26 protein-coding genes are annotated in these 26,395 nt (G+C 42.3%); 5 read left to right on the top strand and 21 right to left on the bottom strand.

What is annotated here, in order from left to right:
• Positions 1 to 216: 216 nt before the first annotated feature.
• The 17 genes from I2503_RS05060 to I2503_RS04985 form a co-directional block, all read right to left on the bottom strand.
• Entirely contained in the window at positions 217 to 999 is a 783-nt protein-coding gene (locus tag I2503_RS05060; RefSeq protein ID WP_196967247.1) for a TraX family protein, read from the bottom strand.
• A gap of 206 nt (positions 1,000 to 1,205) precedes the next feature.
• Positions 1,206 to 1,424, bottom strand: coding sequence for a hypothetical protein (locus I2503_RS05055; RefSeq protein WP_196967246.1), 219 nt, complete (start codon positions 1,422 to 1,424; stop codon positions 1,206 to 1,208).
• A gap of 651 nt (positions 1,425 to 2,075) precedes the next feature.
• Positions 2,076 to 3,746 (bottom strand): DAK2 domain-containing protein, encoded by a 1,671-nt coding sequence (locus tag I2503_RS05050; RefSeq protein ID WP_196967245.1) that lies wholly within the window; start codon positions 3,744 to 3,746, stop codon positions 2,076 to 2,078.
• 2 nt (positions 3,747 to 3,748) lie between these two features.
• Positions 3,749 to 4,114 carry an Asp23/Gls24 family envelope stress response protein gene (locus I2503_RS05045; protein ID WP_179924299.1) on the bottom strand — a complete coding sequence of 122 codons (366 nt, stop codon included), beginning with the start codon at positions 4,112 to 4,114 and terminating at the stop codon, positions 3,749 to 3,751.
• Between the two features lie 139 nt (positions 4,115 to 4,253).
• Positions 4,254 to 4,442: a 50S ribosomal protein L28 gene (gene rpmB / locus I2503_RS05040; protein ID WP_002885786.1), complete on the bottom strand. Its 189-nt coding sequence runs from the start codon at positions 4,440 to 4,442 to the stop codon at positions 4,254 to 4,256.
• 88 nt (positions 4,443 to 4,530) lie between these two features.
• On the bottom strand, positions 4,531 to 4,965 hold the full coding sequence (locus I2503_RS05035) for a threonine/serine exporter family protein (RefSeq protein ID WP_196091680.1): 435 nt from the start codon (positions 4,963 to 4,965) through the stop codon (positions 4,531 to 4,533).
• 10 nt (positions 4,966 to 4,975) lie between these two features.
• Positions 4,976 to 5,761 (bottom strand): threonine/serine exporter family protein, encoded by a 786-nt coding sequence (locus tag I2503_RS05030; protein ID WP_196967244.1) that lies wholly within the window; start codon positions 5,759 to 5,761, stop codon positions 4,976 to 4,978.
• Positions 5,762 to 5,862: 101 nt separating this feature from the next.
• Positions 5,863 to 6,591, bottom strand: coding sequence for a gamma-glutamyl-gamma-aminobutyrate hydrolase family protein (locus tag I2503_RS05025; RefSeq protein WP_196967243.1), 729 nt, complete (start codon positions 6,589 to 6,591; stop codon positions 5,863 to 5,865).
• A gap of 224 nt (positions 6,592 to 6,815) precedes the next feature.
• Positions 6,816 to 6,959 (bottom strand): hypothetical protein, encoded by a 144-nt coding sequence (locus I2503_RS09865; RefSeq protein WP_348769623.1) that lies wholly within the window; start codon positions 6,957 to 6,959, stop codon positions 6,816 to 6,818.
• Positions 6,949 to 7,386 (bottom strand): hypothetical protein, encoded by a 438-nt coding sequence (locus I2503_RS09860; RefSeq protein ID WP_348769622.1) that lies wholly within the window; start codon positions 7,384 to 7,386, stop codon positions 6,949 to 6,951. Before I2503_RS09860 ends, I2503_RS09865 begins: the two co-directional genes overlap by 11 nt.
• Before the next feature lie 70 nt (positions 7,387 to 7,456).
• Positions 7,457 to 8,575, bottom strand: a complete 1,119-nt coding sequence (locus tag I2503_RS05015) for an aminotransferase (RefSeq protein ID WP_196967241.1) — start codon at positions 8,573 to 8,575, stop codon at positions 7,457 to 7,459.
• Positions 8,576 to 8,649: 74 nt separating this feature from the next.
• Positions 8,650 to 9,990: a dipeptidase gene (locus I2503_RS05010; protein WP_196967240.1), complete on the bottom strand. Its 1,341-nt coding sequence runs from the start codon at positions 9,988 to 9,990 to the stop codon at positions 8,650 to 8,652.
• A gap of 300 nt (positions 9,991 to 10,290) precedes the next feature.
• On the bottom strand, positions 10,291 to 11,793 hold the full coding sequence (locus I2503_RS05005) for a YfcC family protein (protein WP_196091685.1): 1,503 nt from the start codon (positions 11,791 to 11,793) through the stop codon (positions 10,291 to 10,293).
• A gap of 275 nt (positions 11,794 to 12,068) precedes the next feature.
• A complete protein-coding gene (arcC, locus tag I2503_RS05000) occupies positions 12,069 to 13,016 on the bottom strand; it encodes a carbamate kinase (RefSeq protein WP_196967239.1) in 948 nt (315 codons plus the stop codon).
• 462 nt (positions 13,017 to 13,478) lie between these two features.
• Positions 13,479 to 14,492: an ornithine carbamoyltransferase gene (argF, locus tag I2503_RS04995; protein ID WP_196967238.1), complete on the bottom strand. Its 1,014-nt coding sequence runs from the start codon at positions 14,490 to 14,492 to the stop codon at positions 13,479 to 13,481.
• A gap of 19 nt (positions 14,493 to 14,511) precedes the next feature.
• Complete coding sequence (gene arcA / locus I2503_RS04990; protein ID WP_196091688.1) at positions 14,512 to 15,750, bottom strand: arginine deiminase; 1,239 nt, start codon at positions 15,748 to 15,750, stop codon at positions 14,512 to 14,514.
• 225 nt (positions 15,751 to 15,975) lie between these two features.
• Positions 15,976 to 16,659, bottom strand: a complete 684-nt coding sequence (locus tag I2503_RS04985) for a Crp/Fnr family transcriptional regulator (RefSeq protein ID WP_196091689.1) — start codon at positions 16,657 to 16,659, stop codon at positions 15,976 to 15,978.
• Between the two features lie 97 nt (positions 16,660 to 16,756).
• Here I2503_RS04985 and I2503_RS04980 point away from each other — a divergent pair, with 97 nt between their 5' ends.
• Complete coding sequence (locus I2503_RS04980; RefSeq protein WP_196967237.1) at positions 16,757 to 17,239, top strand: arginine repressor; 483 nt, start codon at positions 16,757 to 16,759, stop codon at positions 17,237 to 17,239.
• 86 nt (positions 17,240 to 17,325) lie between these two features.
• Here I2503_RS04980 and I2503_RS04975 read toward each other — a convergent pair whose 3' ends face one another.
• The 4 genes from I2503_RS04975 to I2503_RS04960 are packed head-to-tail and all read right to left on the bottom strand — an operon-like array spanning position 17,326 to position 21,036.
• On the bottom strand, positions 17,326 to 18,126 hold the full coding sequence (locus tag I2503_RS04975; protein ID WP_196967236.1) for an ABC transporter ATP-binding protein: 801 nt from the start codon (positions 18,124 to 18,126) through the stop codon (positions 17,326 to 17,328).
• Between the two features lie 12 nt (positions 18,127 to 18,138).
• On the bottom strand, positions 18,139 to 19,035 hold the full coding sequence (locus I2503_RS04970) for an ABC transporter permease (protein WP_196967235.1): 897 nt from the start codon (positions 19,033 to 19,035) through the stop codon (positions 18,139 to 18,141).
• A 54-nt stretch (positions 19,036 to 19,089) separates the two neighbouring features.
• Positions 19,090 to 20,064: an ABC transporter substrate-binding protein gene (locus I2503_RS04965; protein ID WP_196967234.1), complete on the bottom strand. Its 975-nt coding sequence runs from the start codon at positions 20,062 to 20,064 to the stop codon at positions 19,090 to 19,092.
• A 12-nt stretch (positions 20,065 to 20,076) separates the two neighbouring features.
• The gene (locus I2503_RS04960) at positions 20,077 to 21,036 is read right to left on the bottom strand and encodes an ABC transporter substrate-binding protein (protein ID WP_196967233.1); all 960 of its coding nucleotides are present in this window, start codon (positions 21,034 to 21,036) and stop codon (positions 20,077 to 20,079) included.
• A gap of 517 nt (positions 21,037 to 21,553) precedes the next feature.
• Here I2503_RS04960 and I2503_RS04955 point away from each other — a divergent pair.
• The 4 genes from I2503_RS04955 to I2503_RS04940 all read left to right on the top strand — a co-directional run bounded on the left by I2503_RS04955 (position 21,554) and on the right by I2503_RS04940 (position 25,561).
• Complete coding sequence (locus tag I2503_RS04955) at positions 21,554 to 22,606, top strand: ATP-binding protein (RefSeq protein WP_196967232.1); 1,053 nt, start codon at positions 21,554 to 21,556, stop codon at positions 22,604 to 22,606.
• A gap of 89 nt (positions 22,607 to 22,695) precedes the next feature.
• Positions 22,696 to 23,343 carry a PepSY domain-containing protein gene (locus I2503_RS04950; protein WP_196091070.1) on the top strand — a complete coding sequence of 216 codons (648 nt, stop codon included), beginning with the start codon at positions 22,696 to 22,698 and terminating at the stop codon, positions 23,341 to 23,343.
• A gap of 204 nt (positions 23,344 to 23,547) precedes the next feature.
• The gene (locus I2503_RS04945) at positions 23,548 to 24,216 is read left to right on the top strand and encodes a response regulator transcription factor (RefSeq protein ID WP_196091078.1); all 669 of its coding nucleotides are present in this window, start codon (positions 23,548 to 23,550) and stop codon (positions 24,214 to 24,216) included.
• Positions 24,203 to 25,561, top strand: coding sequence for a HAMP domain-containing sensor histidine kinase (locus I2503_RS04940; protein ID WP_196967231.1), 1,359 nt, complete (start codon positions 24,203 to 24,205; stop codon positions 25,559 to 25,561). Before I2503_RS04945 ends, I2503_RS04940 begins: the two co-directional genes overlap by 14 nt.
• The last annotated feature ends 834 nt before the right edge of the window (positions 25,562 to 26,395 follow it).

Genomic DNA, 26,395 nt, shown 5'->3' with positions numbered 1-26,395 from the left:
GAATCAAACTTTCTCTATCTCGCTTTATCACAGCAGTAATACTATTTCGTAGTTGCTTCTTTACTTGATTTGGCATTCTATCCACCTCCTTGAGCCTAAGTATAGCAAAAAAAGATTTCGAAAGCTCAATTTAGGAGCTTTCGAAATCCTTAAGTTAATGACATTGCCTAAATTTTTAGGAAGCTTTTTTTGTGTTCAGTGGTGATAAAGTATTCATTATCGAACCAAAGATTCGATGACATAAATGAGAGTCAAGTGCAAGGGATAAGCAATATAGAACAAATTCTTCTCCCAGATCTTTCCTTGTCCCCCCCGTTGTCCATTATAAGCAGCAATGAGAGGAATTGCTAACCATTGCATAAATTGATTATCGTAGGCTAAATAAGACCCTAAATCTGGATAGAACTCCGACATCCCTTGATAACTTAAAAAAGCCTTAAATGCTAAGGCTAGCGACGTTCCTAAAAGAACAACATTTGCAGCTCTTTTGGAACCTGGGAAAAAGGCCAAAACCAAGCCGAGAGGCATCAAATACAATCCTCCTTCAGTCAACAAAGTAAAGAATAGTAAAGGCAATAGGTAAAGAATCTTTAACCAACAGCCTGAGTTTCCTTCTTTAATCTGTTCTACCAAGGTAAAGATTAAAAAGAAACAGGCTAGGGTCAGAAATATATTGTTCCCATTCATCAACATCCAAAGATCAAATTCTCGCGTGAGAGGATCGAGATAGTTACCTATCAGCCAATTGTGGAGGACATTAATAACCAGCATCAGACCAGCTCCCGACAATAACCGTAAGAAGTAAGCCTTTCGATTAGAGGTATAGCGAAACCCCTCCATCAACAGAAAAAGAAATACTGGGGCGACAAAGCGACCAATCCACGATACCCAAAAAGGCAGTCCTAGGAGATCTCCAAAATGAGTATAGATATGGTCGATAAACATCCCAATCAAGGCAATGATTTTCAATTGAAAACCTGTTAGTTGAATTTTTGACATTCCTTTTATAAACACTTTCTAAATTAATCTCAGGTACTTTCTTGAAAACAAAAGAAATCCAAACAAACTAATCTTGGAAGTCATGTTCTAAGTTTTTTATTCTTATTTCACAAATACCACAACTTTATTCAAGGAAAACATAATAAAAAATCGGCTAGAAAAAAGGGTATCCTGTTTCTTTTCTAACCGATTTTAATCAGGAACGATTAAGCATCATCGAATTTTTCGTGATTTTTATCGTAATAATCAATCAAACCCAATGCAGTCTCAAATGAAATATTCTTCACTTGAGCACGACCTTGTGCTAGTGCAATAATAGACATCTCACGGGCATTGGTTTCCTTAGAAATACGGTAACCAGTGATTTTCTTGTCACGTACCCAGCCTACTACTGTCTCGACTTTTTCAAAGTTAGACTTAGCCATGATATCCTCCCTTATTTTATTATCTCCAGACATTCATTGTAAATCATTTTAGACAGCTTGTCAATTAAATTTCAGATAAATCGCTGATATCAGCCCTTTTTCTAGTCTTCTGTCAACTGAGAAGCAATCAATTTGACCAAAAAACGAACATTCGACGGAGTCTTTTCGTTAACGACTTTCTCCTAAACATAAAAAGGACTGTTCACGATAAAGCTAGAAGGATGTGCAATTTCCCAAGTTTTTGCAAATCCCTTTTATGATTTACCTGCCATTTTTTTGGATGTTACTCTTTGCATTTCAATCTGACTTTATCAAATCTCTTTGATGAACTGATTGATTGCGTGTTTCCACGCCTTATCCTTAATATTCCAGAGGTCTCCCAGACCTGTGGAATTATCACCATCGGATTCCCTTGTCATTTTTTGCAATTCCGCTAGTATTCTGATTTTGAAATTCGTTAATACTCATTACATTTCAAAATCTGAATGTGTTAATCCTCTTCGCCGAACCCTCAGTTCTGTCTTCATCGGATTTCCTTTTCAGATTTCGAACTGTTTCAAGTATAAGCATTACTATACCAACCCTAGCTTATTTATTCAAGGATTGAGCTCAAAAATCCTCGAAAAAACCATTTTCGAGGATAATGTCGCTTTATTCTGCTGAAAAGATATAAGGATAGACTGGCTGGTCTCCTGGGAAAATTTCAACTTCCAGGTCCTCAAAACGATCTTCCAACTTTTCTTGGAGACTTTCTGCAAATTCTTCTGAGCCTTCTTCTCCAACATAAATACTAAAGATCTCTTTATCATCCAAATCCATTTGGTTGAACATCAAGTCTAGTGCAGTCTCAAGGTCAGCATCGGAAGCTACAATTTTACCTTCTACCATGGCTAGGAAGTCATTTTCATGGATTTCCAAACCATCAATGGTTGTATCTCGAACTGCATGAGTTACAGAAGCTGACACAACTTCCGCCAAAGATTGAGTCATCCGTTCTTGGTTCTCTTCCAAGCTGCGGCTCGGATCAAAGGCTAAGAGACTGGTCAAACCTTGAGGAGCTGTGCGGCTCTCTACTACAGCTGCAGCCTCCTCTACAACTTCGACGGCAGATTGAGCTGCCATGAAGATGTTTTTATTATTTGGCAAGAGAATAACTTTATCTGCATGGACTTCTTCAATAGCTTTGACGAAGTCTTCCGTAGACGGATTCATAGTCTGGCCACCTTCGATAACATAGTCTGCACCAGATGCCCGGAAAATGTCTGCCATTCCTTGACCCGCAACAACGGCTACCACCGCAAATTCTTTACGAGGACCTTTACTGTCAGTGGCTTGGGTTGCTTCCTTTTCAACCTGAGCTTCGTGTTGGTTGCGCATGTTATCCACTTTAACTTTCACCAAAGAACCATATTTAAGCCCTTCTTGCATGACTAAACCAGGATCTTCTGTATGGACATGAACTTTGACAATTTCATCGTCGTTGACCACAAGGAGGGAGTCCCCCAGGTCATTAAGGTAATTGCGGAACTCGTCATAATCAAAGTCCTTCACATAGGTTGGCCCTTGTTTAAGGGCCACCATAATCTCCGTACAGTAACCAAAGGTAATATCCTCTGTTGCAACATGGCCTGCAACAGATTTGTGGTGTTCAGCATTGATCATTTCACCCATCATGGCTGGTGTTGCCTCAAAATCTTCAGAAGCCATGTATTCGCCATTGAGGGCAGACAAAAAGCCTTCGTAGATGAAAACAAGTCCTTGTCCACCAGAATCGACAACACCTACTTCTTTGAGAACTGGCAACATATCCGGAGTCTTAGCTAAGGCAGTCTTAGCACCTTCAAGTGCTGCTTCCATAACTTCCACAGCATCATTACTGGTCTCAGCCTTCTTAACCGCTCCAATGGCAGCTCCACGAGAGACGGTAAGAATAGTTCCCTCAACAGGCTTCATAACCGCTTTATAAGCAACCTCTACACCAGATTGGAAGGCATGGGCCAAAGCAGCTCCATCTAATTCTTCCAAATCCTTAACTCCCTGAGAAAAACCACGGAATAATTGTGACGTAATAACACCTGAGTTACCACGCGCACCCATCAAAAGTCCCTTCGCAAAAATATTCGCTGCTTCTGCCACTGTCTGCGCAGGCTTATCAGCAACTTCTTTGGCACCATTTTCGATGGTCATCCCCATATTCGTTCCTGTATCTCCATCTGGAACAGGGAAAACATTCAATGAGTTGACATATTCAGCTTGATTGGTTAATCGAGTGGCAGCTGCTTGAACCATCTCTTGAAATAAACTGGTTGTAATATTGGCCACGACTACTCTCCTACAATTTTAATATTCTGGATATATACATTGACTGCTTTGGCAGTAATGCCTAATTGATTTTCTAAACTGAAGGTGACCCGTTCTTGGATGTTACGGGACACTTCACTGATCTTGGTTCCGTAACTTAAAACAGTATAGACATCTACCTCAATGTCTCCCGCCTCGTTACTACGAACCACAACCCCTTTTGAATAATTTTCTCGACCTAGGAGGGCTTGGAAATTGTCCTTAATGGCATTCTTGCTGGCCATGCCAACTACGCCAAAAATCTCTGTTGCTGCACCACCTACGATGGTAGCAATGACATCATCGGTCAACTCAATCTGACCATCGCGTGTATTGATTTTTACAGTCATATCCTTTTACCTCAAATTGTTTATAGTTCATTTTACCACATTTTTGGATGGGTGTACAAACCGGGCTCAAATGTCAAGCCCTTTCAGGTCCCAGAAAATAAAAAAGGAGATTGGAAATCCAATCTCTTTTTAAGCTTGATTAAACGCGTTCAACTTTACCTGATTTAAGCGCACGAGCTGAAGCCCAAACTTTTTTAGGTTTACCGTCAACCAAAATTGTAACTTTTTGAAGATTTGGTTTAACTGCGCGTTTTGTTTTGTTCATCGCATGAGAGCGGTTATTACCAGATACAGTTTTACGACCTGTAAAATAACATACTTTTGCCATTTCGTCATTCCTCCTATTTAGTTTTAAGGGTGCTACACCACATACCGTAAAATATTACCACACTTTCGCACCTTTGGCAAGTCATGACTCATGATTTTCTCATTTTTCTTCTTAAGAAGACCACTCCTTCTGCCAAAACAAAACCAAGGGCAAGTGAAAAACAAATAAGTAAGGTCCGGACAAAAAAGGACTGCCCCTGTAAAACCTCTCCCTGGGCAAAATACCGCATAGATGTCGCGATAGTCCCTCCAGGTACCAACGAAATCATACAGGGAATAGACAGGATATTCACTGGTGTCCCAATCCGTTTCGCAAAATGGTTCGACAAGAGTCCAATCATCAAACTAGCTACTAAATTTGCCAACCAAATCCCCCCTGTCACTTCCAACACTAAAAGATAGGCAATCCAGGACAAACCGCCCGTAACGGCTGAACTCAGTAAGGTTTGACGGGGTGCATTGACCATCATCCCGTAGCCCAAACTACCACAGAAACTTAAGACAAAGCCCAAGAAAAAGATCATAACCCACCTCCTAGACCAGTGCCTTAAACAAGAGATTCGCCATCATAACACCACCACCAATGGAGGCTGCAATCAAAAGCGCATTGACCGCCCGCACCAATCCCGAGATTGTATGCCCTCCCAAAAGTTCCCGAAGTGAGTTGGTTAAAGCTACACCCGGAACTAGCGGCATCAGTGAAGAAATCAGGAGAACCTCAAACGTCTGCCCCCAACCCAAATGGTAAAACCCATTGGTCAAAAAAGCAACCACAAAAGCGGATAAACCAACAGCTAAATAAGGTGGAACCATAAAACGACTAGCCTCCCGATTCAGAAAGTGAGCAAAAATCCCCAAGAAAAATGTGAGAAGAAAATCAGATAACGGGGCTAGCTCCACTAAATTCGGAGCCATCGAAACAAATCCAGCACCAAGGTACTGCTGCCATAAAGGAAAATGAGGAACTCCTTGAGACAAACGCTCAACTTCCATTTGAAAACCCTCAAAGTCTACTTGACCTTGAACCAACTGTCGTGACAGATGGTTTAAATCATGGACCATCTGCAAGTCAACCTGGTAGCGAGGGACCTTCACAACATAAGAACGACCACTGTCCTGATTGACTAACAAAATTGATGTCATGGTCACATGACAGATAATCGGAATCCCAAGTGCCCTTCCCACATAATCAATACTGGACTCCACACGACCTGTTTCAGCCCCACAGGTTAACATCAGATAGGCAAATTGGCCTGCAGCCGCTAACACATCTTTTTCACGCATGCCTTCCTCCAGCTTTTGAAAGAGAGGCTTGGCCATTCGACCGAGCCTCTTCTAACCCTCATTATAGAAATAGGGATTCCATAGTGTTCAGACTTTTTAGCACCAATTGAATTCAAAAAAAGAAAAAATATTTCCAATTACTGAGCCGCTTGGATTAAGCCTGCAAAGAGATTATTCATAATAGGAACGGATTGGTGCAGCATTTCTGGATGCCACTGAACTCCCACATAAAATGGATAATCATCATTTTCAATCGCTTCCACTACTCCATCCGCAGATTTGGCGGTGACTCTAAAGCCTTCACCAAGATCACGCACAGCTTGGTGGTGATAAGTATTGACCATGACATACTTTTCCTGCCCCATCATTTCATAGAGCTTGCTGCCTTCTTCTACATCCACTAGATGGGTTGTCTGATCTGGCATATTTCCCTGCATATGCCGAACCTCAATATTTTCCATATAGGTCAAGTCTTGCCACAAACTACCGCCATGAAAGACATTCATAATTTGTAAGCCGCGGCAGATTCCAAGGACCGGCATTTTCCTCTCCAAAGCTTTTTCCAACAAATTGGATTCAAACCAATCCCGTAACTCCCAAGTCTGGCCAATTTTGGGCTTAGGTTCTTCCCCATAATATTGAGGAGTCACATCATGACCTCCTGATAGAATCAGAGCATCAATTTGATCAATATAAGCGTCAACAGCTTCTAAACTATCCACAACAGGGATGATGACAGGAATCCCACCATTTTGGAGAACAGATTGAACATAATCTTCATTTACATATGCGCGTCGGTATCCTTCTGAAGAACCATATTTGGTCAATAAAATACTACCGGCAATCCCAATGAGAGGTTTTTTCATTTTACTTACTCCTTTTTCAGAAAAACTTATCCTCTATCATACCATTTTATTTCCTGATTCGGAATGCTTCTGCTCTTCTTCCCGTTCTTTGCGGTATTGATTCAAGGCATCCCGCCAAAAAGAGGTCTCCTCTGGTCCAATCGGACGAATCACACGGCAAGGGTTTCCTCCTGCTATAGTCTTTTAGTTTGCTTTTAGTACAAGGCAGCGAGTCGCAGGCAGTACTAAAGTACGGCAAGACGAGCTAACACAGTAATAAAAGATAAACTAAAAGAGTATAACACCCCACTTGGGACATCCTTGGTCACCACAGACCCCGAAGCTAGAACCATGTCGGAACCAATCGACACCCCTGGATTAATAACCACTCGACCCCCAATCCAAACCCGGGCTCCAATCGATACTGGTCGGGCTGTTTCCAAACCAGTGGACCGCACTTCCGCATCCAGGGGATGATTTGCGGTATAGATAGACACATGTGGACCAAGCAGCACCTGGTCTCCAATTCGTACTTCTTGGGCGTCCAAGATGGTCAAACCTGTGTTGGCGTAGCACGACTGACCAAAAGATTCGATCCCCATGATCAAAGTGGATTGGAAGTGTCAGGACTAAATCTTCTGGAGCTTGCCCCAGACAAGCACGAACACCATCCAAAGACTCTTTATCCTCCCAAAAGCGAGAGTGGTTAAAAACCCATTGGGCCTCTTGCATCCGTTTCCAGGAAAGATCTTCCATGGCCATTGGATCGTAGATATGACCTGCCTTCATTCGTTTCCATCCCCATTTTTGAACCACAGATACTCTCTCCTCCCCTCACTCTACCAACCCTAGTGATTGAAAAACACGGCTAGCACAAAAAACGCTCTTAATCATACTGCCTCAAAAATTCAGAAAGAGCTTCCAGTCCCTTTTCCAAAATCTCAGTTCGGGTACAATAACCTAAACGGGCATAGCCAGGCATATCAAATCGATTTCCCGGTACTAATAAGACACCTGTCTCTTTCAATAGCCGGATACAAAATCTCTCAGTTTCCTCAGAAACATCCAATTTGATAAAAGACGTAGAGACATGTCGAGGTGGAACCCAAGAAACCCGTGGCTCCTGAGCCACCCAATCCTTAACAAGTTTCAAATTGTGGTCCACAATCTGCCGATTTCGTTCCAAAATTTCCTTTTTGTGTTTGAGCACGTGTGTAGCGATAAAATCATCAAAAACACCTGCACAAATCATGGTGTAATCCCGGTACTTACGGAATAAATCGGATAATTCGTCATTGGCAATAATCCAGCCGACACGAACTCCTGGTACAGAGTAAGTTTTCGAGACACTATTGGTGGAGATGCCTTTCTCATACAGATCAAAGATAGGGGGGACGTCAATCCCATCTTCCAAAGGTTGATAGACCTCATCCGATAGAATGTAGGCTCCAACCTCACGCGCAATCTCCACCAGTTCTTCTAAATAGTTTCGATCCATGACCGCCCCCGTTGGATTATTGGCATTATTGATACAAATAAGCTTGGTATCTGGCCGAATTATATTTCTTAATTCCTCCAGAGATGGAAGCCACTGATTGGCTTCTTGAATTCGCCAAAGACTTACTTCAGCTCCAAAGGAACGTGGAATATCCACTAGCTGCTGGTAAGTTGGATACATGGAAATCACGTGGTCTCCTGGCTTCACTAAGGCATAGAGAGCCAAATAATTAGCTCCTGTGGCTCCATTGGTCTGGAGAATTTGATTCGGTTTCGCCTTTTGATAGAGCTTGGCCACCTGCTCCTTGAATCCCGGAGACCCTTCAATCCAACCGTAATTCATCGTTTTCACCAATACCTGGTTTAGAAGTTCTTCCTTTCCCGACGATCCCAGCGTTAGGATCTCTTCTAAGGTCATCGAAACAATAGACGAACCCGCAATATCATAGACCGCTTCATTTTCCCAAACGTTTAACCACTCCTCGACACCAAATGCCTGAATGTCCATCAGCTTTTCTCCTTTTTCTCCATTATAAAATAAAGAAGTAGATTACCGCAATCTACTTCTTGAAAAAATGAAAACTATTCCGCAGCGAGGCGATAAATGGCTTCAGCATAAATATCCATTGTCTTGTAGAGATCTTCTAAAGGCATGCGTTCATTTTCCTGATGTTCCGTTTGCTCAGTGCCTGGGAAGCAGGCCCCAAAAGCTACACAATTTGGCATCGTCCGAGCAAAGGTCGCTCCTCCAGAAGAAATCGGTTGACTGATCAAGTCACCTGTCTTAGCTTGATAAACAGACATAAGCGTTGATACTAGCTGACTGTCGAGTGGCACATACAAAGAAGGAAGGTAATCGTATTCTTCATAGATCAAACCACAGGCTTGCGCTTTGGCTTGTAGTGTAGACACAAGTGCCTCTTTATCCACAGTTACAGGAATTCGAATATCTAAACGAATTTCTGATTTCTTGGTATTAATAATGAGACCCGCAATGTTGAAGCTCAACGTCCCTGACGGTTCATCAGAGATATTCCCAAATAGATTAAATCCAGTGGCATCTTCTCCAATTGCATGCACAATAAAATCTAGAGTCGGGTGGCTTTCAAAACGTTCTAGGGCCTTAGCTAGACGGACAATAGCATTGATCCCCTCTGCAGCATCTTTGGAATGCCTAGAAATTCCAAGGACGGTGACTTGATCCTCCTGAGTCTCATACTCAAATCCTGCTTGATTTAATTCTGAAATAACACCCGCTAACAAGTGTCCAGAGTAACTAGCCTTAGCAGGCACGACATTGTAGGCTGTGCCAGCTTCCACACTCAAAGAAGCATGACCTGGACCCAGCAACTTAGCCTGCAATAAGCCTTTCTCCGCGTAGGTCAAAGGGAAAGAAGAGTCGGGCGCAAACCCCATTGTCGCAACTTCTTCCAACTGGTTATAGCGGCTCATGCAACGCCACAAGGTCTCCTCATCCGTCCCAAAAATGAAACGAACCCGTTTCTTAAATTGAACACCTGTATCTAGCAGGGCTTTTACCGCAAATAAGGCCGCCATAGATGGACCTTTATCATCCTGAACTCCTCGCCCAATGATATGATCTCCCTGTATCACAGCTTCAAAGGGAGGTGTTTGCCATTGACGCAGATCCCCAGCAGGTACAACATCTAAATGACAAAGAATAGCCAACAGTTCCTCTCCTTGTCCAATTTCAGCATAACCATAGTAACCTTCAGGATCCAAATAAGTCTTAAATCCCATTTGCTCCGTCATGTCCAACGTATATTCCAATACATCCTGGATTGCACGACCAAATGGAGTATCTCCTTGGTTTTCCTGTAAAACAGACGGGAAAGCAACTAGTTCCTGAATCGCTTGAATACACGCCTTTTGATGGGATGGTTGAATAAAACTCGTTATCATTGACTCCTCCTTCAATATCCGAAAAAGAAATAAGCGCTAATACTCATTGGATTTCAACATCTGACTTTGTCAAGCCTCTTTGATGAACTTACTGATTGCGTGCCTTGCACGCTTAATTGATAATATTCAACAGGTCCTTTGACCTGTTGAACTACCGTCATCGGCTTTCTTCGCCATTTTTTGATCTTCCGCGAGTATTCTGATTTTGAAATTCGTTAAGTATAACATTATTCTAACACAGAAGGAAAAACTGAGCCGGATTTCGTCTGCTAATAGACAAAATTTGACTCAGAATTTCAACTAGAAGAAGGTCGCAATAACCAAGATTGCCATTGAAACAACCATGATTCCCGCTACCAACTTACCAACAAATTTATACCAAGTGCCAATTTCAACACGGCCGAGAGCCAAAGCCCCCATAACAATACCTGAAGTTGGAGCCACCAAGTTCAAGACACCGGATGCAGCTTGGAAAGCTGTAATTACCAAGCTAGCTGGCACATTTACAAACTCACCAAGAGGTGCCATGATCCCCATAGAAGCTCCTGCAAGGCCAGAGGTTGATGGAATCAAGAAAGACATTGGTAGATAGAAAAGGTAAGTCAAAATGATGAATGCTTGTGAAGACAAACCTTTCAAGCCTGCTTCACCCATGTGAAGAATTGTAGCAGTAATCATACCGTCGTTCATGATTACTTGAATACCACGCGCAATCGCACAAATCAAGGCTACACTAAAGATATCTGCAGCACCAAACATAAAGGATTTCACCAAACGTTCTTCACTCATACCGTAGACTAAACCAACGATAATTCCTGCGATCCCAAAGAGCATCGCTCCTTCTGGGAAGTACCAAGTACCCAAAGCCGCAGTTGAAGAACCAATCACTTGGCCAATAACTGGAAGGCCGATTAACCATTCATTAAATTGAGTAAAGACTGTTACACCCAAATCTTCCCATGGAATAAAGCTGCAAATCATGAGAACAAAGGTTAGGACAAAGACCCACAATACCCGTTTCTGTGCTGGAGTCAATTCTGCATTCACTTCTTGGGTAGATGAAACATTAAAGTATTTCATATCCGCTTCCCTTTGTTTGTAAACTAGGGACTTGGTTGGATCGTTTTTCACTTTTTCTGCGTAATTAGCAACGAAGACGATCCCCATCAAGAGAGTGACTACAAAGAAAACTAAACGCCAAATCATACCATCCGCAACACTGACACCTGCAGCATCAGAAGCCACAACTGTCGCAAATGGGTTTACGGTAGAGGCCAAACACCCAATTTGAGAACCCAGTAAAATGATCGCAACACCAGTAATGCTGTCAAAACCAACTGCCATCATAACCGGAATCAAGAGTGGGTAGAAAGCCATGGTTTCCTCACCCATTCCATAGGTTGAACCACCTAGGGCAAACAAAGGCATGAGCACGTAAATCAACCATTTTTCTCGACCCTTAAAACGATTTACAATTGATGCAATCCCAACATCTAGCGCACCTGTTTCATTTACAACTCCAAGGAACGCCCCAACCATAATGATAAAGAAGGCTACACTAATCGCCGCATCTGTCGCCCCATGACCAAGCATGGCCCGTACCGGAGCCATAAAGACATCATAAATCCCTTGCGGATTTTGCGCGACCTTCTCATAGGTACCTGCCACCAAATTCCCTGCATCATCTACTTGATACTGACCAGCTGGAATAATCCATGTCATCACAGCCATAAGGGCAATAATGAGCATCAATATTGTGTATGATGAAGGCAATTTAAAGCCTCTTTTTTCATTTTCGCTCATTGCAAAAACCTCCTATACAATTTTTCTTTTCCAGGAAAAACATATCCGGAATGACCAAGCCAAATATCCACCTATCTTCAAGAGATGACATTCTCTTCCAGTAGCCGTTATCCTGAAAACATTGCTTATAGATAGATACTTGACCAGGAAATAGATGTGTGGAGAGCAAAATCCTTTGACGCCATCACTCCCCATTTTCATCTATTTGTCACTCTTTCTAATGAAACACTACAAGCAGAGGTCTTCAACCTATGAAAACCTCTCCTCCAAGGGCTTTAACCTTTGACAATAATCGTACCACTATCCGATTCAATGAGAGCTCCCAAATTTTCCAAGGATGTAATCACTGCCTTAGATTCTGGCTTGTTGTTCACAAAAGCAATAGCTGCCTCAACTTTTGGCAACATAGAACCAGGAGCGAACTGCTCTTCTTGGATATACTGTTCCAATTCAGCAACGGTTACTTGCTTCAATTTAGCTTGATCTGGTTTATTAAAGTTCACAAACACATAATCCACACCTGTTAAAACAATAAAGAGATCCGCATCCACTAGCTCTGCCAAGGTCTGTGATGCAAAGTCTTTATCAATAACCGCTTCAACACCCGTCAAAGTACCGTCTTCTTCTTGAATGACTGGAACACCGCCCCCACCAGCAGCAATGACAACACCACCAGCTTCTAATAAAGTGCGAATAGCCCCAATTTCTTTAATCCCAACTGGCTTTGGAGAAGCGACAACTTTTCGCCAACCACGACCAGAGTCTTCTTTAAAGGTTGCTCCGGTTTTAGCCGCTTCAGCTTTTGCTTCTTCCTCTGTGTAGAAGGGACCAATAGGTTTGGAAAGATTTTCAAAGGCTGGATCTGCTTTGTCCACCACAACTTGGGTAATGACAGAAGCCACTTCTTTGTTAATTCCTTCTTTGGTCAATTCATTTTCCAAAGCATTTTGTAGCCAGAAGCCAATAGATCCTTCCGTCATGGCTACAAGGGAATCCAGTGGGAAAGCAGGATTTTTTTCAGAATCCGCTGCCAAATTTTGTAGTAACAAGTTTCCAACTTGGGGGCCATTTCCATGGGTGATGATCAACTCATCCCCATTCTTAATCAATTTCACCAAATGTTTGGCGGTTTCCACCAAAGCTGCTTTCTGAGCTGCTGCAGATGGATCTGAAGAAAGGATGGCATTTCCTCCTAAAGCGATAACAATTTTACGGTTTGCCATGAATGATTCTCCTTCTTTTTTACATAATAGGAAAAAGAGGGCTAGGCTAAGGCCTGCCTCGCCCTCAAAAAATGGGATCATACTCTTTTAGTTTATCTTTTGTTACTGTGTTAGCTCGTCTTGCCGTACTTATTTGAAACTTTCTTCAAAAGTTTTATCAGCAAGCTCAAAATCTCCCTCAAGATTGAGCTGTCTACGATTCGCTGCCTTGTACTAAAAGTAAACTAAAAGACTCTAATACTCATTACATTTCAAAATCTGAATCTGTTACTCCTCTTCGCTGAACCCCTTTGATTGCGTGTCTTGCACGCTTTAGCGATAATATTCAACAGGTCTCCCAGACCTGTTGAACTATCTTCATCGGATTGATGGCAAGCGATGCTTGCTTCATGACCTATAAATTTTAATCCAATTCCTGGATTAAAATTCATTTCAGATTTCGAACTATTTCGAGTATAAGGGTTACACTTTAGGAATAAAGAGATTTCCCAAGGTTGCGGCCATAACAGCTTTGATGGTATGCATCCGGTTTTCCGCTTGGTCAAAGTGACAAGCGTGTGAGCTATGGAAGACTTCATCTGTTACTTCCATTTCTTCTACACCAAATTTTTCCGCAACATCTTTACCATAAACAGTATTGGTATCGTGGAAAGCTGGCAAGCAGTGCAAGAAGATCAAATCATCGTTACCTGCAAGTTTTACTAAGTCCATATTCACTTGGTATGGTTGAAGCAATTCAACACGTTCTTTGAACTTGTCTTCTTCACCCATTGACACCCATACGTCAGTGTAGAGTACATCAGCACCTGGGATAGCTTCTTCAGCCTTGTCACTGACTAAGATTTTGGCACCAGATTCTTTTGCGAATCCTTCTGCCAATTCCACAACTTCCGGAGCTGGGAATAGTTCTTTTGGAGAAAAGATGCGTACATTTACACCCAAAATGGCACCGGTAACCAAAAGAGAGTTGGCAACGTTGTTACGCCCGTCTCCACAGTATACAAGATTGATACCTTCTAGGCGACCAAAGTTCTCTTTTACAGTCAAATAGTCTGCCAACATTTGAGTTGGGTGCCAAGCATCTGTCAGACCATTCCAAACCGGTACACCTGAGTGTTCTGCTAATTCTTCTACCATTTCTTGGCTAAAGCCACGAAATTCGATTCCGTCGAACATACGGCCAAGAACCTTTGCAGTATCTTCAGTTGATTCTTTTTTACCCAATTGGATGTCATTGGCACCAAGATATTCTGGATGTGCACCAAGGTCTACAGCTGCAACTGTGAAGGCTGCACGAGTACGAGTAGAAGTTTTTTCGAACAAGAGAGCAATATTTTTACCTTCTAGGTAGCGGTGAGGAACTCCACGTTTTTTCAAATCTTTCAAATGAGCTGAAAAATCAATAAGGTATTCAAGTTCAGCGCGAGAGAAATCTTTTTCTGCTAGAAAACTACGGTTTTGAAATACTTGTGACATGTTTTTTCCTTTCTTTTCCTTAAGCTAAATCTTCCCGTTCAAATGGCATGGACATACAACGAGGTCCACCACGTCCACGAACCAATTCACTTCCACCAATCTTGATTAAACGGAGTCCTTTAGATTCCAAGATCGCATTGGTAATGGTGTTCCGTTTGTAAACAACAACGACACCTGGAGCTACAGTGAGGGTGTTAGAACCATCGTTCCATTGTTCACGGCCTGCTGCAACTAAGCTATCACCGCCACAGCGAATCAAATCAACGGATTCCAAACCAAGGGCATCGGCCAGGACCTTATCCAATTCACCAAATTCTTGTTCGATGTGCAGCTGACCATCTTCATAGGTTACAGCATACACTTTCAAGTCCCCTTCAATTTCAGGGTGAATGGTGAATTTATCATAGTCAACCATGGTGAAAACAGTATCTAAGTGCATGAATTTACGGTTATTTGCAAATTCAAAGGCTAAAACTTTCTTGAAGCCAAGGTTTTTTTCAAAGATGTTAACCAAGAGTTTTTCAATGGAGGCAGCATCTGTCCGTTGAGAGATTCCAACTGCCAAGACATCTTTAGAGAGGACCAACTCATCCCCACCTTCGATACGAGTGGTTTCGTCCCGTGAATAAACCATCGGAACTTTGTTACCACCATAGACTGGATGGTGTTGGAAGATGTACTTACCATACAGAGTTTCACGGTTCCGTGTTTCCGCATACATATGGTTGAGAGAAACCCCGTGTCCCATCGTAGCGAATGGATCGCGAGTAAAGTACAAGTTCGGCATAGGATCAACTGCGAATGGATAGTCGGATTCAACCAAGTCGGTTAAACCACGCTCTTCTGCACTTAATTCTGGCAATTCTGCTTTTTGCACTCCAGCCATGGTCTTGTCAATCAATTCTTTTGGATCTTCAATAGCATCCAACAAAGCCTTAACGGCTTTCTTAGTAGCACGTCCACGAATATTCGCTTCTTCAATATACTCATCGATGAAAGCTTGACGAACTTCCTCATTTACAAGGGATTCTGCCGCCAGTTGTTCCAAATAGAGAACTTCGACTCCTTCATCCCGTAATTTTTGGGCAAATGCATCGTGCTCCCGCTGCGCTTCTTCCAAGAAAGGAATATCATCAAACAACATGCGTTCCAAGTAGTCCGGCATGAGGTTTTCCAATTCCTTGCCCGGCCTATGAAGCATTACTTTTTTCAGACGACCAATTTCTGAAAAAACCTTAATGGGTTGTTCTTGGGCCATATGCGTACCTCTTTTCTTTGTTTTGGTAATTCCATTGTAAGCGATTACGGAGTGGTTTTTTGGATAAAATCGACAATAGAAATGTATATTTCATCACACTTTTTTAGGGTGAAAAGTATATTACTCCACTACTAGTGGTAAAAGTTGTATCTTTTTTCATTTAAAAATAATCAATGAATAGTTATGAATTTTGACATTATTATAAGGGGGTGGACAACCACCCCCTTATTTTGTATATTGATAAAAATAGTTACGATCCAGGTAAGAAACCTGTTTACCTGTAACTTGAATTTTCTGGTCTTCCTTTAGTTCCTTCAGCACACGGCTGACTGTCTCTCGGGTTGTTCCGCTCATATCGGCTAATTCATGGGTGGTCAACTTAAAGGGAAGCGTACACTCATCTGACTCCAACATCTCCAAAAAGAGAATTCCCAAGGATTGAATAACCCGATCCTTAGCATTCGAGGTGACTGTATTACGCACCCGCAGTTCATGGAGTTCCAAGAGCTTGGATATTTTTTCAAACAAGTGCTTCATTTGCTCTGTATTGCCTAGAGAAAACTCCTCATAGAGCTGAACGGGCAGCTCATAATAAACAACATCTGTCATAGCCAAGGCTGAAAAGTGATAGGCTTCATCCGTAAATAGACCTCCATAAGGAAAAATAGTTCCATGCTGGATAAAATCCATGTAATAGAAGGATCCTGATTGATCTGCCATCTCAATCTTGAAATAGCCCGAACGCACTAAAAAGAGGTGCTCTCTTGCATCTCCTTCAAAGAAAAGGCGCTGTCCTTTTCCAGCCTGTCTTAACTTGATCTGTCTGGCCAACTGATCAAACTCAACAGCCGGAAACAAGCGAAAATCATCTAAAGAGCGCAGGTAATCATAGTCTATCTTGGAAATCATTGGCTACCTCCTTATTTATTATTATATCATAAAAATGCAGACCTTGTATGTTTCCGTTTGCAAAAAATTTGCTATACTTATTACAGGAGGAATCATTATGTATAAAAAATCACTGCGCCAGCAACTGATACGCTCTCTGATTAGCCAAGAACACATCCATACTCAAGACCAATTACAAGCACGACTTCGAGAAAACGGTATCGAAGTTACCCAAGCCACCCTTTCCCGTGATATCAAAGATCTCAATCTCGTCAAAGTCAACAACAATGGCAGTAGCTACTACCAGGCTGTCAGCCTGTCCAATAACAACTTAGAGCACCGCCTGCGTTTTTATATGGAGGATTCCTTGCTACTCATGCGCGTGGTGCAACACCAAGTGATTCTCAAAAGTCTCCCCGGTCAAGCGCAAGCTTTTGGTTCTATCTTAGACAACATGGCACTCAATCAAATCGTCGCTACTGTCTGCGGAGATGACGTCTGCCTTATCATCTGTGAAAATCATGACAAGGCCCAAGAAACCTTCCAAATCCTTAGCGAATATACTCCACCTTTCTTCTTTGGAAAAGAAAAAAAGACCTGAATCGATTCACAAACGATTCGGGTCTTTTCATGTTTATACGGTTTTACCCATCCTTACTGAAAAACCTAAAAAATTTTAGAAAAGTCTTATAGCATCATTTCATCGTCGACCAACGCCTGACCACTATTTTTGTGGAAGAGGTCTAGTAGGTTTTGAACGGTCAAGTTGACTTTTTCTTCCCCCTTAACATCCACAACGATACGTCCTTGATGAAGCATGACCAAACGATTTCCATATTCGATGGCATTTTCCATATTATGGGTGATCATCAGAGCTGTCAACTTATCTTTTTCAACAATTTTTTTGGTCAAGTCCATAACCATGTCACTAGTTTTGGGATCCAAAGCAGCTGTATGCTCATCCAAAAGGAGAACTTTAGGCTTAACTAAGGAAGCCATGAGCAACGTCAAGGCTTGGCGTTGGCCTCCTGATAGGAATTGAGTATCCACCTTCATACGGTTTTCAAGCCCCAATCCTAATTCTTTCAAGGCTTCTTTAAAGACTTGGCGTTCAGAGTCTTTAACACCCCAGCCGAGCCCCCTTTTTTGACCACGACGGAAGGCTACAGCCATGTTTTCTTCAATGGTCAAGCGTGATGCCGTTCCCATCTTGGGATCTTGGAAAACACGACTAATATCAACCGCACGCTTAGCTGCTGGTACATTCTTGATAGATTTGCCTTCCAAGAGGATATCCCCAGAGTCTACCAATAAAGTTCCAGCTAGGGTATTCATAAGGGTTGATTTTCCTGCCCCATTTCCTCCGATAATTGAAATGAAATCTCCTTCTTGTACTTCCAGATTCATCCCTCGGAGTACGTGATTTTCATTGATTGTACCAGCTTCGAAGGTTTTGTGGATATCTTGAATCGATAAAATACTTGTCATCTTATTTCCCTCCTATGCCGTTTTGTCTGTCACATTAATCTTACGCACGCGCAACTTCTTTTGAATTTCCGGCACAAAGAGCACCACAGCCAATAGAGTTGCTGAGAAGAGTTTCACCAAGTCCGCATCCATACCCGGAATTTCCAAAATCGCCAAGATAATGAGACGGTAAATGATGGATCCCAGAACCACTGAGAGCAGGCGCCAACCGATACGCAAATTGCGAAGAATCACTTCGGCAATAATAACAGATGCCAAGCCGATAACGATCGTACCCGTTCCTGAGTTCAAATCCGCAAACCCATTGTTCTGAGTCAAAAGAGCACCGGAAAGGGCAATCAAACCATTGGAAAGCATGTAACCATAGATTTTCATACGATTCACATTGATCCCATTGGCCTCACTCATAGGAATGTTATCCCCTGTAGATCGCAGCGCCAACCCAATTTGGGTGTTCATCAACAAAGTCAACAAGCGGATCACAACTGCCACGAAAACACTACCAATAATAAGGACAGCTGTTGTTTTGGTTAAACCCAGACCTTGCAGTTGGGTCACCAAAGTCTCCTGACGAAGAAGAGCCACATTGGCTTTCCCTAAAATCTTTAAGTTAATGGAATACAATCCTGTTAAGGTTACAATCCCCGTCAAAAGAGCTGGAATTTTCATCTTGGTATGGAGAAGTCCAGACACCAGACCTGCTCCCATTCCAGCTACAAATGCCAAGAGGGTTGCGAGGAGAGGATTCATCCCTCCAACAATTCCGGTTGCAGCTACAGCTGCACCGAGCGGATAAGCTCCCTCAGCGGTCAAATCCGCAATATCCAAAATGCGATAAGTCACGTATACCCCAATGGCCATAATGGACCAGAGAAGACCCTGTGACACACTTGATAAAATAAGATCCACGTTCTACTCCTTTTTGAGAACTGGCAGACAAGCTCAAGTCCCCAATGATTTCAATTACTCTTTTACACTTAACTTGTTGGTGTAAATTCCTAACTTTTTAGCCATCTCTTCATTGACATGGAGGCTAACAGTTTCAGGATATTCAACAGCTGTATCCGCTGGTGATGCACCATCCAAAATCTTCAAGGCCATTTTAGCAGTTTGGCGACCAAGAGCCTCATAGTTAGTACCATAAGTGAGTAGTCCACCTTCATCCACCATATCTGTTGATCCACCGATGACTGGTACCTTGTTGGCTACGGAAAGTTCTCCAATCATGGTCATGGTTGAAGCCACGGTATTATCAGTCGGAATGAAGACTGCATCCACACCCTTCATCAAACTGGTCACTGCATCTTGGACGTCATTGGTATTGGAGATTCCTTTTAAGACCACTTTATATCCTGCTTTTTCAAGCAAGGGTTGAGCGGTCTCAACCTGAACTTCAGAATTTCGTTCGCTGGTGTTGTAGAGAATTCCAACCGTTTTTGCATTTGGCACTGCCTGACCTAACAACTCCACTTGTTTATCAATTGGAGCCTGATCACTAGTGCCCGTCAACATACCACCTGGATTTTTGATTGAATCCACTAGATCTGCAGAAAGCGGATCCGTAACAGCCGTGAAAAGAACAGGCGTGTCTGTAGAAGCAGTTGCCAAACTTTGTGCTGCTGGGGTCGCAATGGCAAGAACTAAATCGTTATTATTCACGAGTTGTTCCGAAATTGTTTGTAAGTTGGCTTGATCCCCTTGAGCATTTTGGTAATCCAAGGTTAGCTTATCACCTTCCTTGTAACCATTGTCTGCTAATTCTGCTTCGAATCCTTTACGGGCAGCTGTCAGAGAATCGTGTTCCATGTACTGGAGAATTCCGACTTTAACGCCATTAGCACTTCCAGACTGGCCTTGGGTATTCGAACAAGCAGCCAAGCCCAGGACTGCTAGACCAAGTAGTGAGGTTGTGAGTAAATACTTTCCGATTTTTTTCATAGATGTTCCTTTTTATTTCTCTAATGCTCTGATGGTTTCAGGATCAATTCCAAGAGCCTGCGCCATCTCCTCGTTGACAGCAACGCTTGCTTTTTCAGGTGTCTTCACTGCCAAATCTGCTGGTTTTTTCCCTTTAAGAATGTCGACAGCCAATTCGCCAGCTTGAACACCAATAGCATGGTAGTCAACACCATAGGTAAAGAGGGCTGCTTCAATAACTGCATTGTCACTACCCATGGCAGGGACTTTGGCTTCTTTCAAGACATCTCCAATGGTGCTGGCAGTTGAAGCAACTGTGTTATCCAATGGGAAGTAGATGGCCTCTACTTGGCCAGCAAGAGAGGTTACAGCTTGCTGTACATCATTGGTTGTTGTGACAGTCTTCGTAACGACCTTGATGCCCTTATCTTTCAAGATTTTTTCAGCTTCTTTGGCCTGAACCTCGGAGTTCACCTCGCTAGAATTGTAGAAAATCCCTACCGTTTTCACTTCTGGCACTACTTTGAGCAACATCTCCATTTGTCCTTTGACATCACTCGCATCTGTAGAACCTGTCATGCTCCCGCCTGGTTTTTCCAAAGAATCAATCAAGCCAGCGGAAACTGGATCTGTTACGGCTGTAAAGACCGATGGAGTTTCGTTATCAACGCTTAAGAGAGATTGAGCGGCTGGGGTTGCGATGGCAAAGTTGACATCATTTTTTCCAGCTAGTTGTTCAACCATTGTTTGAAGGTTGGCTTGATCTCCTTGGGAGTTTTGGAGGTCTACCGTTACATTATCCCCTTCTTTGTATCCTGCTTTTTCAAGAGCTTCCATAAAGCCTTCACGTGTGGCTGTTAAGGCGTCGTGCTCTGCGTACTGGATAATTCCTACCTTCGTATCACCAGCATTTTCACCAGATGTCGAACAAGCTGCTAGTGTTACCGCGGACAAAAAGGCTACCGAGCCCATAAAAAACTTCTTAAATCGCATATTCATTTCTCCTCTTTTTCTTTTCCTTAAATGAGAGTTTGGATACAAAAAACGGGACCGTTTCTGCTATCTAAACGGCCCCTTTTCAATTCAACTGTATGAAGAAACAGACTGACTTGATCCTGCCACTTAGATGTATCATCTATGCAGGCACAGTCAAAACTACCACAGCTACATAGATACAAACGAAACGTTGTCGTGTTTGTATCCATGAAACCTGGCTACAAACACTATCTAAAAGTAGCTGTAGAAATATGTATGATTCACTGCTGTTGTCTGGCTAGTTCTCAACATACCGTAGTTTTTCCTTTCTTCATTTTTAAGGTTAAGGGTATAATAAACTATTTTGAAAAAGGTGTCAAGCCCTTTTTCAGAATTTTTCCCAAAAAAACATCCAAAGTAAGGGAGGGATGAATGATAAAACTTTATAAAAAAATATAAAAGTTGCGCCGAATTATAAAAGATTATAAAATAAAGTTAGGATTATAAAAGATTATAAAAGAGTGAGGTGCAACGCATGACAAATCCATTTACACTGGGATTTGGAAAGAAACCATTGACCTACATCGACCGAACAGCCCAAACAACAACGATTATAGAAGATTTAACCTCAGACAATCCTTCTTCTCAATCCTATATTCTTACAGGTGTTAGAGGAGTTGGTAAAACGGTTATGATGAATGAGATTGTCCGTCACCTGAATCAGAAATCTGATTGGATCACCATCAAGTTAAATCCAAATAGACCTCTTTTCGAAAGTTTAGCTGCAAAATTATACGAGATTCCAGAAATCAGTGCTTTATTTCATAAGGCAAAACTAAACCTCTCTATCTTTGGTTTAGGTGTTGATGTAGAAAATGTCCCACCAGTTGTTAGCATAGAGGTCGCCCTTGAAAAAATGCTCTTACAACTAAAGGAGAATAACAAAAAACTTCTCATCGCCATTGATGAGGTTACAAAATCAGATAATCTAAAAGCCTTTGTTTCCTCATTTCAACTTTGGATCAGTGATGATCTGCCTGTATTTCTGCTCATGACCGGATTGTACGAAAATATCTCACTTCTTCAGGATGATTCCAGTCTCACATTCCTACATCGATCAAAAAAGGAATACCTGTCCCCTTTAAATTATCTGTTCATTACAAAGTCCTATAAAGAAATCTTTGATTTATCTGATGAAGAAGCTATCGAAATGAGTAGGCTAACCAGGGGCTTCCCCTTTGCCTTCCAAGTATTGGGATATCTAAAATGGAATGAGAAGGAAAAAGCTCTTGTTGAGTTACTAGACGCTTTCGATGACTATTTACAAGAATATGTCTACAATAAAATCTGGTCCGAACTATCAGACTTAGATAGAGATGTTCTAAAAGCATTTCTGGATAGTCCCAGAAATGAAGTACCGGTCAGCCAGCTCCGTGACCAGCTCGAATTCTCTGCCAATAAATTTTCTGTCTACAGGGAGAGACTCATTCGAAAAGGGGTTGTTCATCCAAGTAAAAGAGGTTATCTAGAGCTAACCCTTCCAAGATTCCGTGATTTTTTGAAACACATGACCCTTTACGATTTTTAATTTTTTTGCATTTATGAGCCGTTCTTCATTTTCTCTTCATTTTTCTCCTTTATACTAACAGCAGAACAAATGAAAAGAGGAAAAATTTTATGAAAACAATCTTGAAAAATAAATGGTTGCTACTGACTTCGGCCCTTGTACTGGGAACTGGAGCTGCAGGAGCGGCGACAATCTATGCCACTGGAAATGCTCCAACAGTCATCGAGACGGTCCAAGCGATGGAAAATCAATTTGATTGGGATTGGGACTGGGAAGATGATGAAGATTGGGATGAGGGACAAGTTCGCGAGCAGGTCTTGCAAGAAATCAAAGCCTTGAATCCCAAACTAAACTTTGAAGCAGCGACTAAAGCGGCTCTCAAAGAAGTAGGTTCAGGAACCGTCACAGACATGAGTTTAGATCGTGATAACAAACAAGTTATTTACGAAGTCCGTATTGAAACCAAGGATAAGGAAATCGAATTAGAACTCCATGCTGATAGTGGAAAAGTTATCCGCAAATCAGAAGAGCCACTAGAGGCAGATGAGAAACTGAAATCCCAACCTGAAAAAAGTATCGCCGATGTCGAAAAAGCTCTCCTAAAAGAATACCCTTCCGCAAAAATCTTAGATATCAGCCTTGAGAACACAAGCAAGTCTGTAACCTATCAAGCTGAAATCCTAAATGAGGATACCTTCCAAGAAATCCTGGTAGATGCTAAGACCCTAAGCCTCACGGAAGCTCCAAGCGATTATTAGGGATTGAGAACAAGTTTCTACTTAGATTCACAAAAGAGTGCAAATCACAGAAAGACTAGGCTTTATCCCCTGGTCTTTTTGATATACTCTTTTAGTTTATCTTTTATTACTGTGTTAGCTCGTCTTGCCGTACTTCAGTACTGTCTACGACTCGCTGCCTTGTACTAAAAGACTATATACTGAAGAAAAAGAAAAGAGGACATGATGAAACTACTAATCGTTGAAGATGAATTAGACTTAAATCGTAGCTTAGTCAAGCTACTCAAGACTCAGGCCTACAGCGTTGATGCCGCTTTTGACGGAGAAGAAGCCTTGGATTATTTGGCAACCACGAATTACGATGCTTTAGTAGTGGACGTCATGATGCCTCGCATGGATGGCTTTAGCCTTGTTCAAACCCTCCGCCATCAAGGGAAACAAACGCCTGTCCTCTTTCTGACCGCTAAAGACAGCCTTGAGGACAAGGTTCGGGGACTTGACTTAGGAGCTGATGATTATCTCGTCAAGCCCTTCGAATTCCCTGAACTCCTGGCTCGCCTTCGGGCCATCACTCGGCGTGAACAAGCCAATGTCACCTCTTCCCTCATTGAAATTGATCACGTCCGCCTGGACTTAACCAGCCAGCAAGTCTGGAAGGCTGATCAGCTGATTCCCCTAACTGCCAAGGAATACGAGATTCTCGCTTATCTTATGACTCACCGAGGGCAAGTCCTCTCTCGTGATCGGATCCGCGAACACGTTTGGGATTTCGATTACGAAGGCGATTCAAACAATATTGAGGTGCTGATTAAGAATATCCGCCGCAAACTCCAAGAATCCTCTAAGGATTCCTTGATTCAAACCAAAAGAGGTCTTGGTTATGTCATCCTTTAAATCCCTATTCAAAAGATCTGATTCCTCTATCATTCGCAGGGTTAATACCTGGTACTCAAGTTTTATCCTGCTTATTCTACTAGGCTTTTTAGGACTTGCCCTACTGCTCACCAGCTCCCTAGCCACCTCTGTTGATCAAAACTTCTTGCAAGAAGAAGCGATTGAAACAGCCCAATACCTAGCAGAAGACGAAGATGAACTGGAAGGCTTTGACGATGGCATCTACTACTCCATCTATAATGAGCAGAATCAAACCCTTCAATCTTTCTTCCCTAGTGACTTCGATAGTAGCCTCCCTTTCTCAAATGGACAAGTACGAGAAACAAGCGGAAACAATCATGACTACTATTACGTTGACACAAAAATCCCCGGAAGCACCCACTGGCTCAGAGCTGTCACAAGCCAAGCCAATAGCAATCCCGAATTGCAATTGTTTCTCCTAACCCTTGCCGGCATTGCACCATTTTTGATAGCCATCGTCAGTTGGGGAGGATATCGCATCTTAAAAGCCGCCTTCCGACCTGTTGAGGCCATTGGCCAAACAGCCGATCGCATTCGACTCAGCCAGGATTTTTCCCAAAGAATTCCTCAAAGCCAACAAAAGAACGAGCTCACACAATTGGCGGCAACCATTAATCATATGCTGGAAACGATTGAGAGTACCTTTCAGCGCGAACGCCAGCTAACCAATGATGTCTCCCACGAGCTGCGCACTCCGTTAACGGTTATCCTTTCGGAAAGCCAATACGGACGAGACTACGCTCAGACCCTTGACGAAGCCCAGGAGTCACATGCGATTACCCACCGCCAAGCCCTACAAATGAAGAATTTAGTGGAACAAATTCTAGAACTGGCTCGCTTAGAAGAAGGTGGAATTGTCAACTTTCAAGCACTCAACTTCTCGAAAGTAGTTGAAGAGAAAGCCACCGACTTCCGCCGCCTGTTGGAAACAGAAGGCATCAAAGTTGAAGTGGATATCCAAGAAAACATCCAGCTTCAAGGCCACATTACTCAGCTGCAACGCTTGTTGGATAACCTCCTCTCCAATGCCCGAAAATTCACAACAGACTGGATTCATATTCAATTGGAGACAGACGAGGCCACCGCAACCCTGCGCATCAGCGACAACGGATCCGGAATTCCAGCCGACCAACTCGACCACATCTGGGAAAAATTTTACCAAATCTCCCAAGATCGGAATAAAAATCAAGACCAAGGAATTGGTCTCGGCCTCTCCCTCGTTCGCCAAATCGTCCACCAACACGGAGGAAGCATTCAAGTAGAATCCCAAGTCGGACAAGGCAGTTACTTTATTGTGAGATTGCCGCTGACAGTGAAGGAATGACTGTTCCCCAGTTGTGTACAGAAATAGAACTCCCTTACTATTACTCTTCAATTTGATGAACGGAGTGGGAAAGAACTCCCTTGGATAAAAAAGAGTTCGTTACAAGTCTTTATTTCAAGTTGTAAGCTGAAACGGTTTCTCCCCAAACCAACCTCGCTATTTTATTGTTAGGCTCGGGTTCAAACAGTCTCTTCCCAGACTGTTTGAATCCCCCCGGTCTAAAGGCATGTTAAATGCCTTTAGAGTTTATAGATGGAAAGAACAAAGTTCCTATCAAAGTTAATGAGTCTGTTTTTGGATGTCAAAGAGTCGGGGATTGACTCTTTGAGTTTCTGGATAAGAGAACATGAAAAGTTCTCTCCATAAAAGGCGAACGATTGTTATTTGCTTCGCTCTCCTATCTGTTACCTCAAACAGCCTTTTAGCTGTTTGACCAAATCAACCACTGCGTCAAAGAATTTTTGGAAAATAAAAGTTAGAGGCTGGTACTTTTCTCCCAGACCCTTTATTATTTTAGTTCGTATAATCCCTTTTACGCAGAATAGTCCTTTAGTTTGCTTTTAGCAGAGGCCAGCGAATCGGGGACAGCTCAAAATCTCTGAGAGAGATTTTGAGCTTGCCGATAAAACTTTCGGAGAAGTTTCAAATAAGTACGGCAAGACTAGCTAACACAATAATAAAAGATAAATTAACAAACTATAAAGAATACTCGTTGTGCTAGTTAATCCTGGAAATAATAAAAAACTTTGCGTATCATAAACTCAAAACCACCACGAATTGAGGACATGATATGCAAAGCCAAGTACATTATCTCGCGAATCCATCACAAACACA

The organism is Streptococcus sp. NLN64, from assembly GCF_015831295.1.
Classification (GTDB): Bacteria; Bacillota; Bacilli; order Lactobacillales; family Streptococcaceae; genus Streptococcus.
Note: the sequence above shows the minus strand (reverse complement) of the source record. Positions and strands in the feature narration are given on the sequence as shown.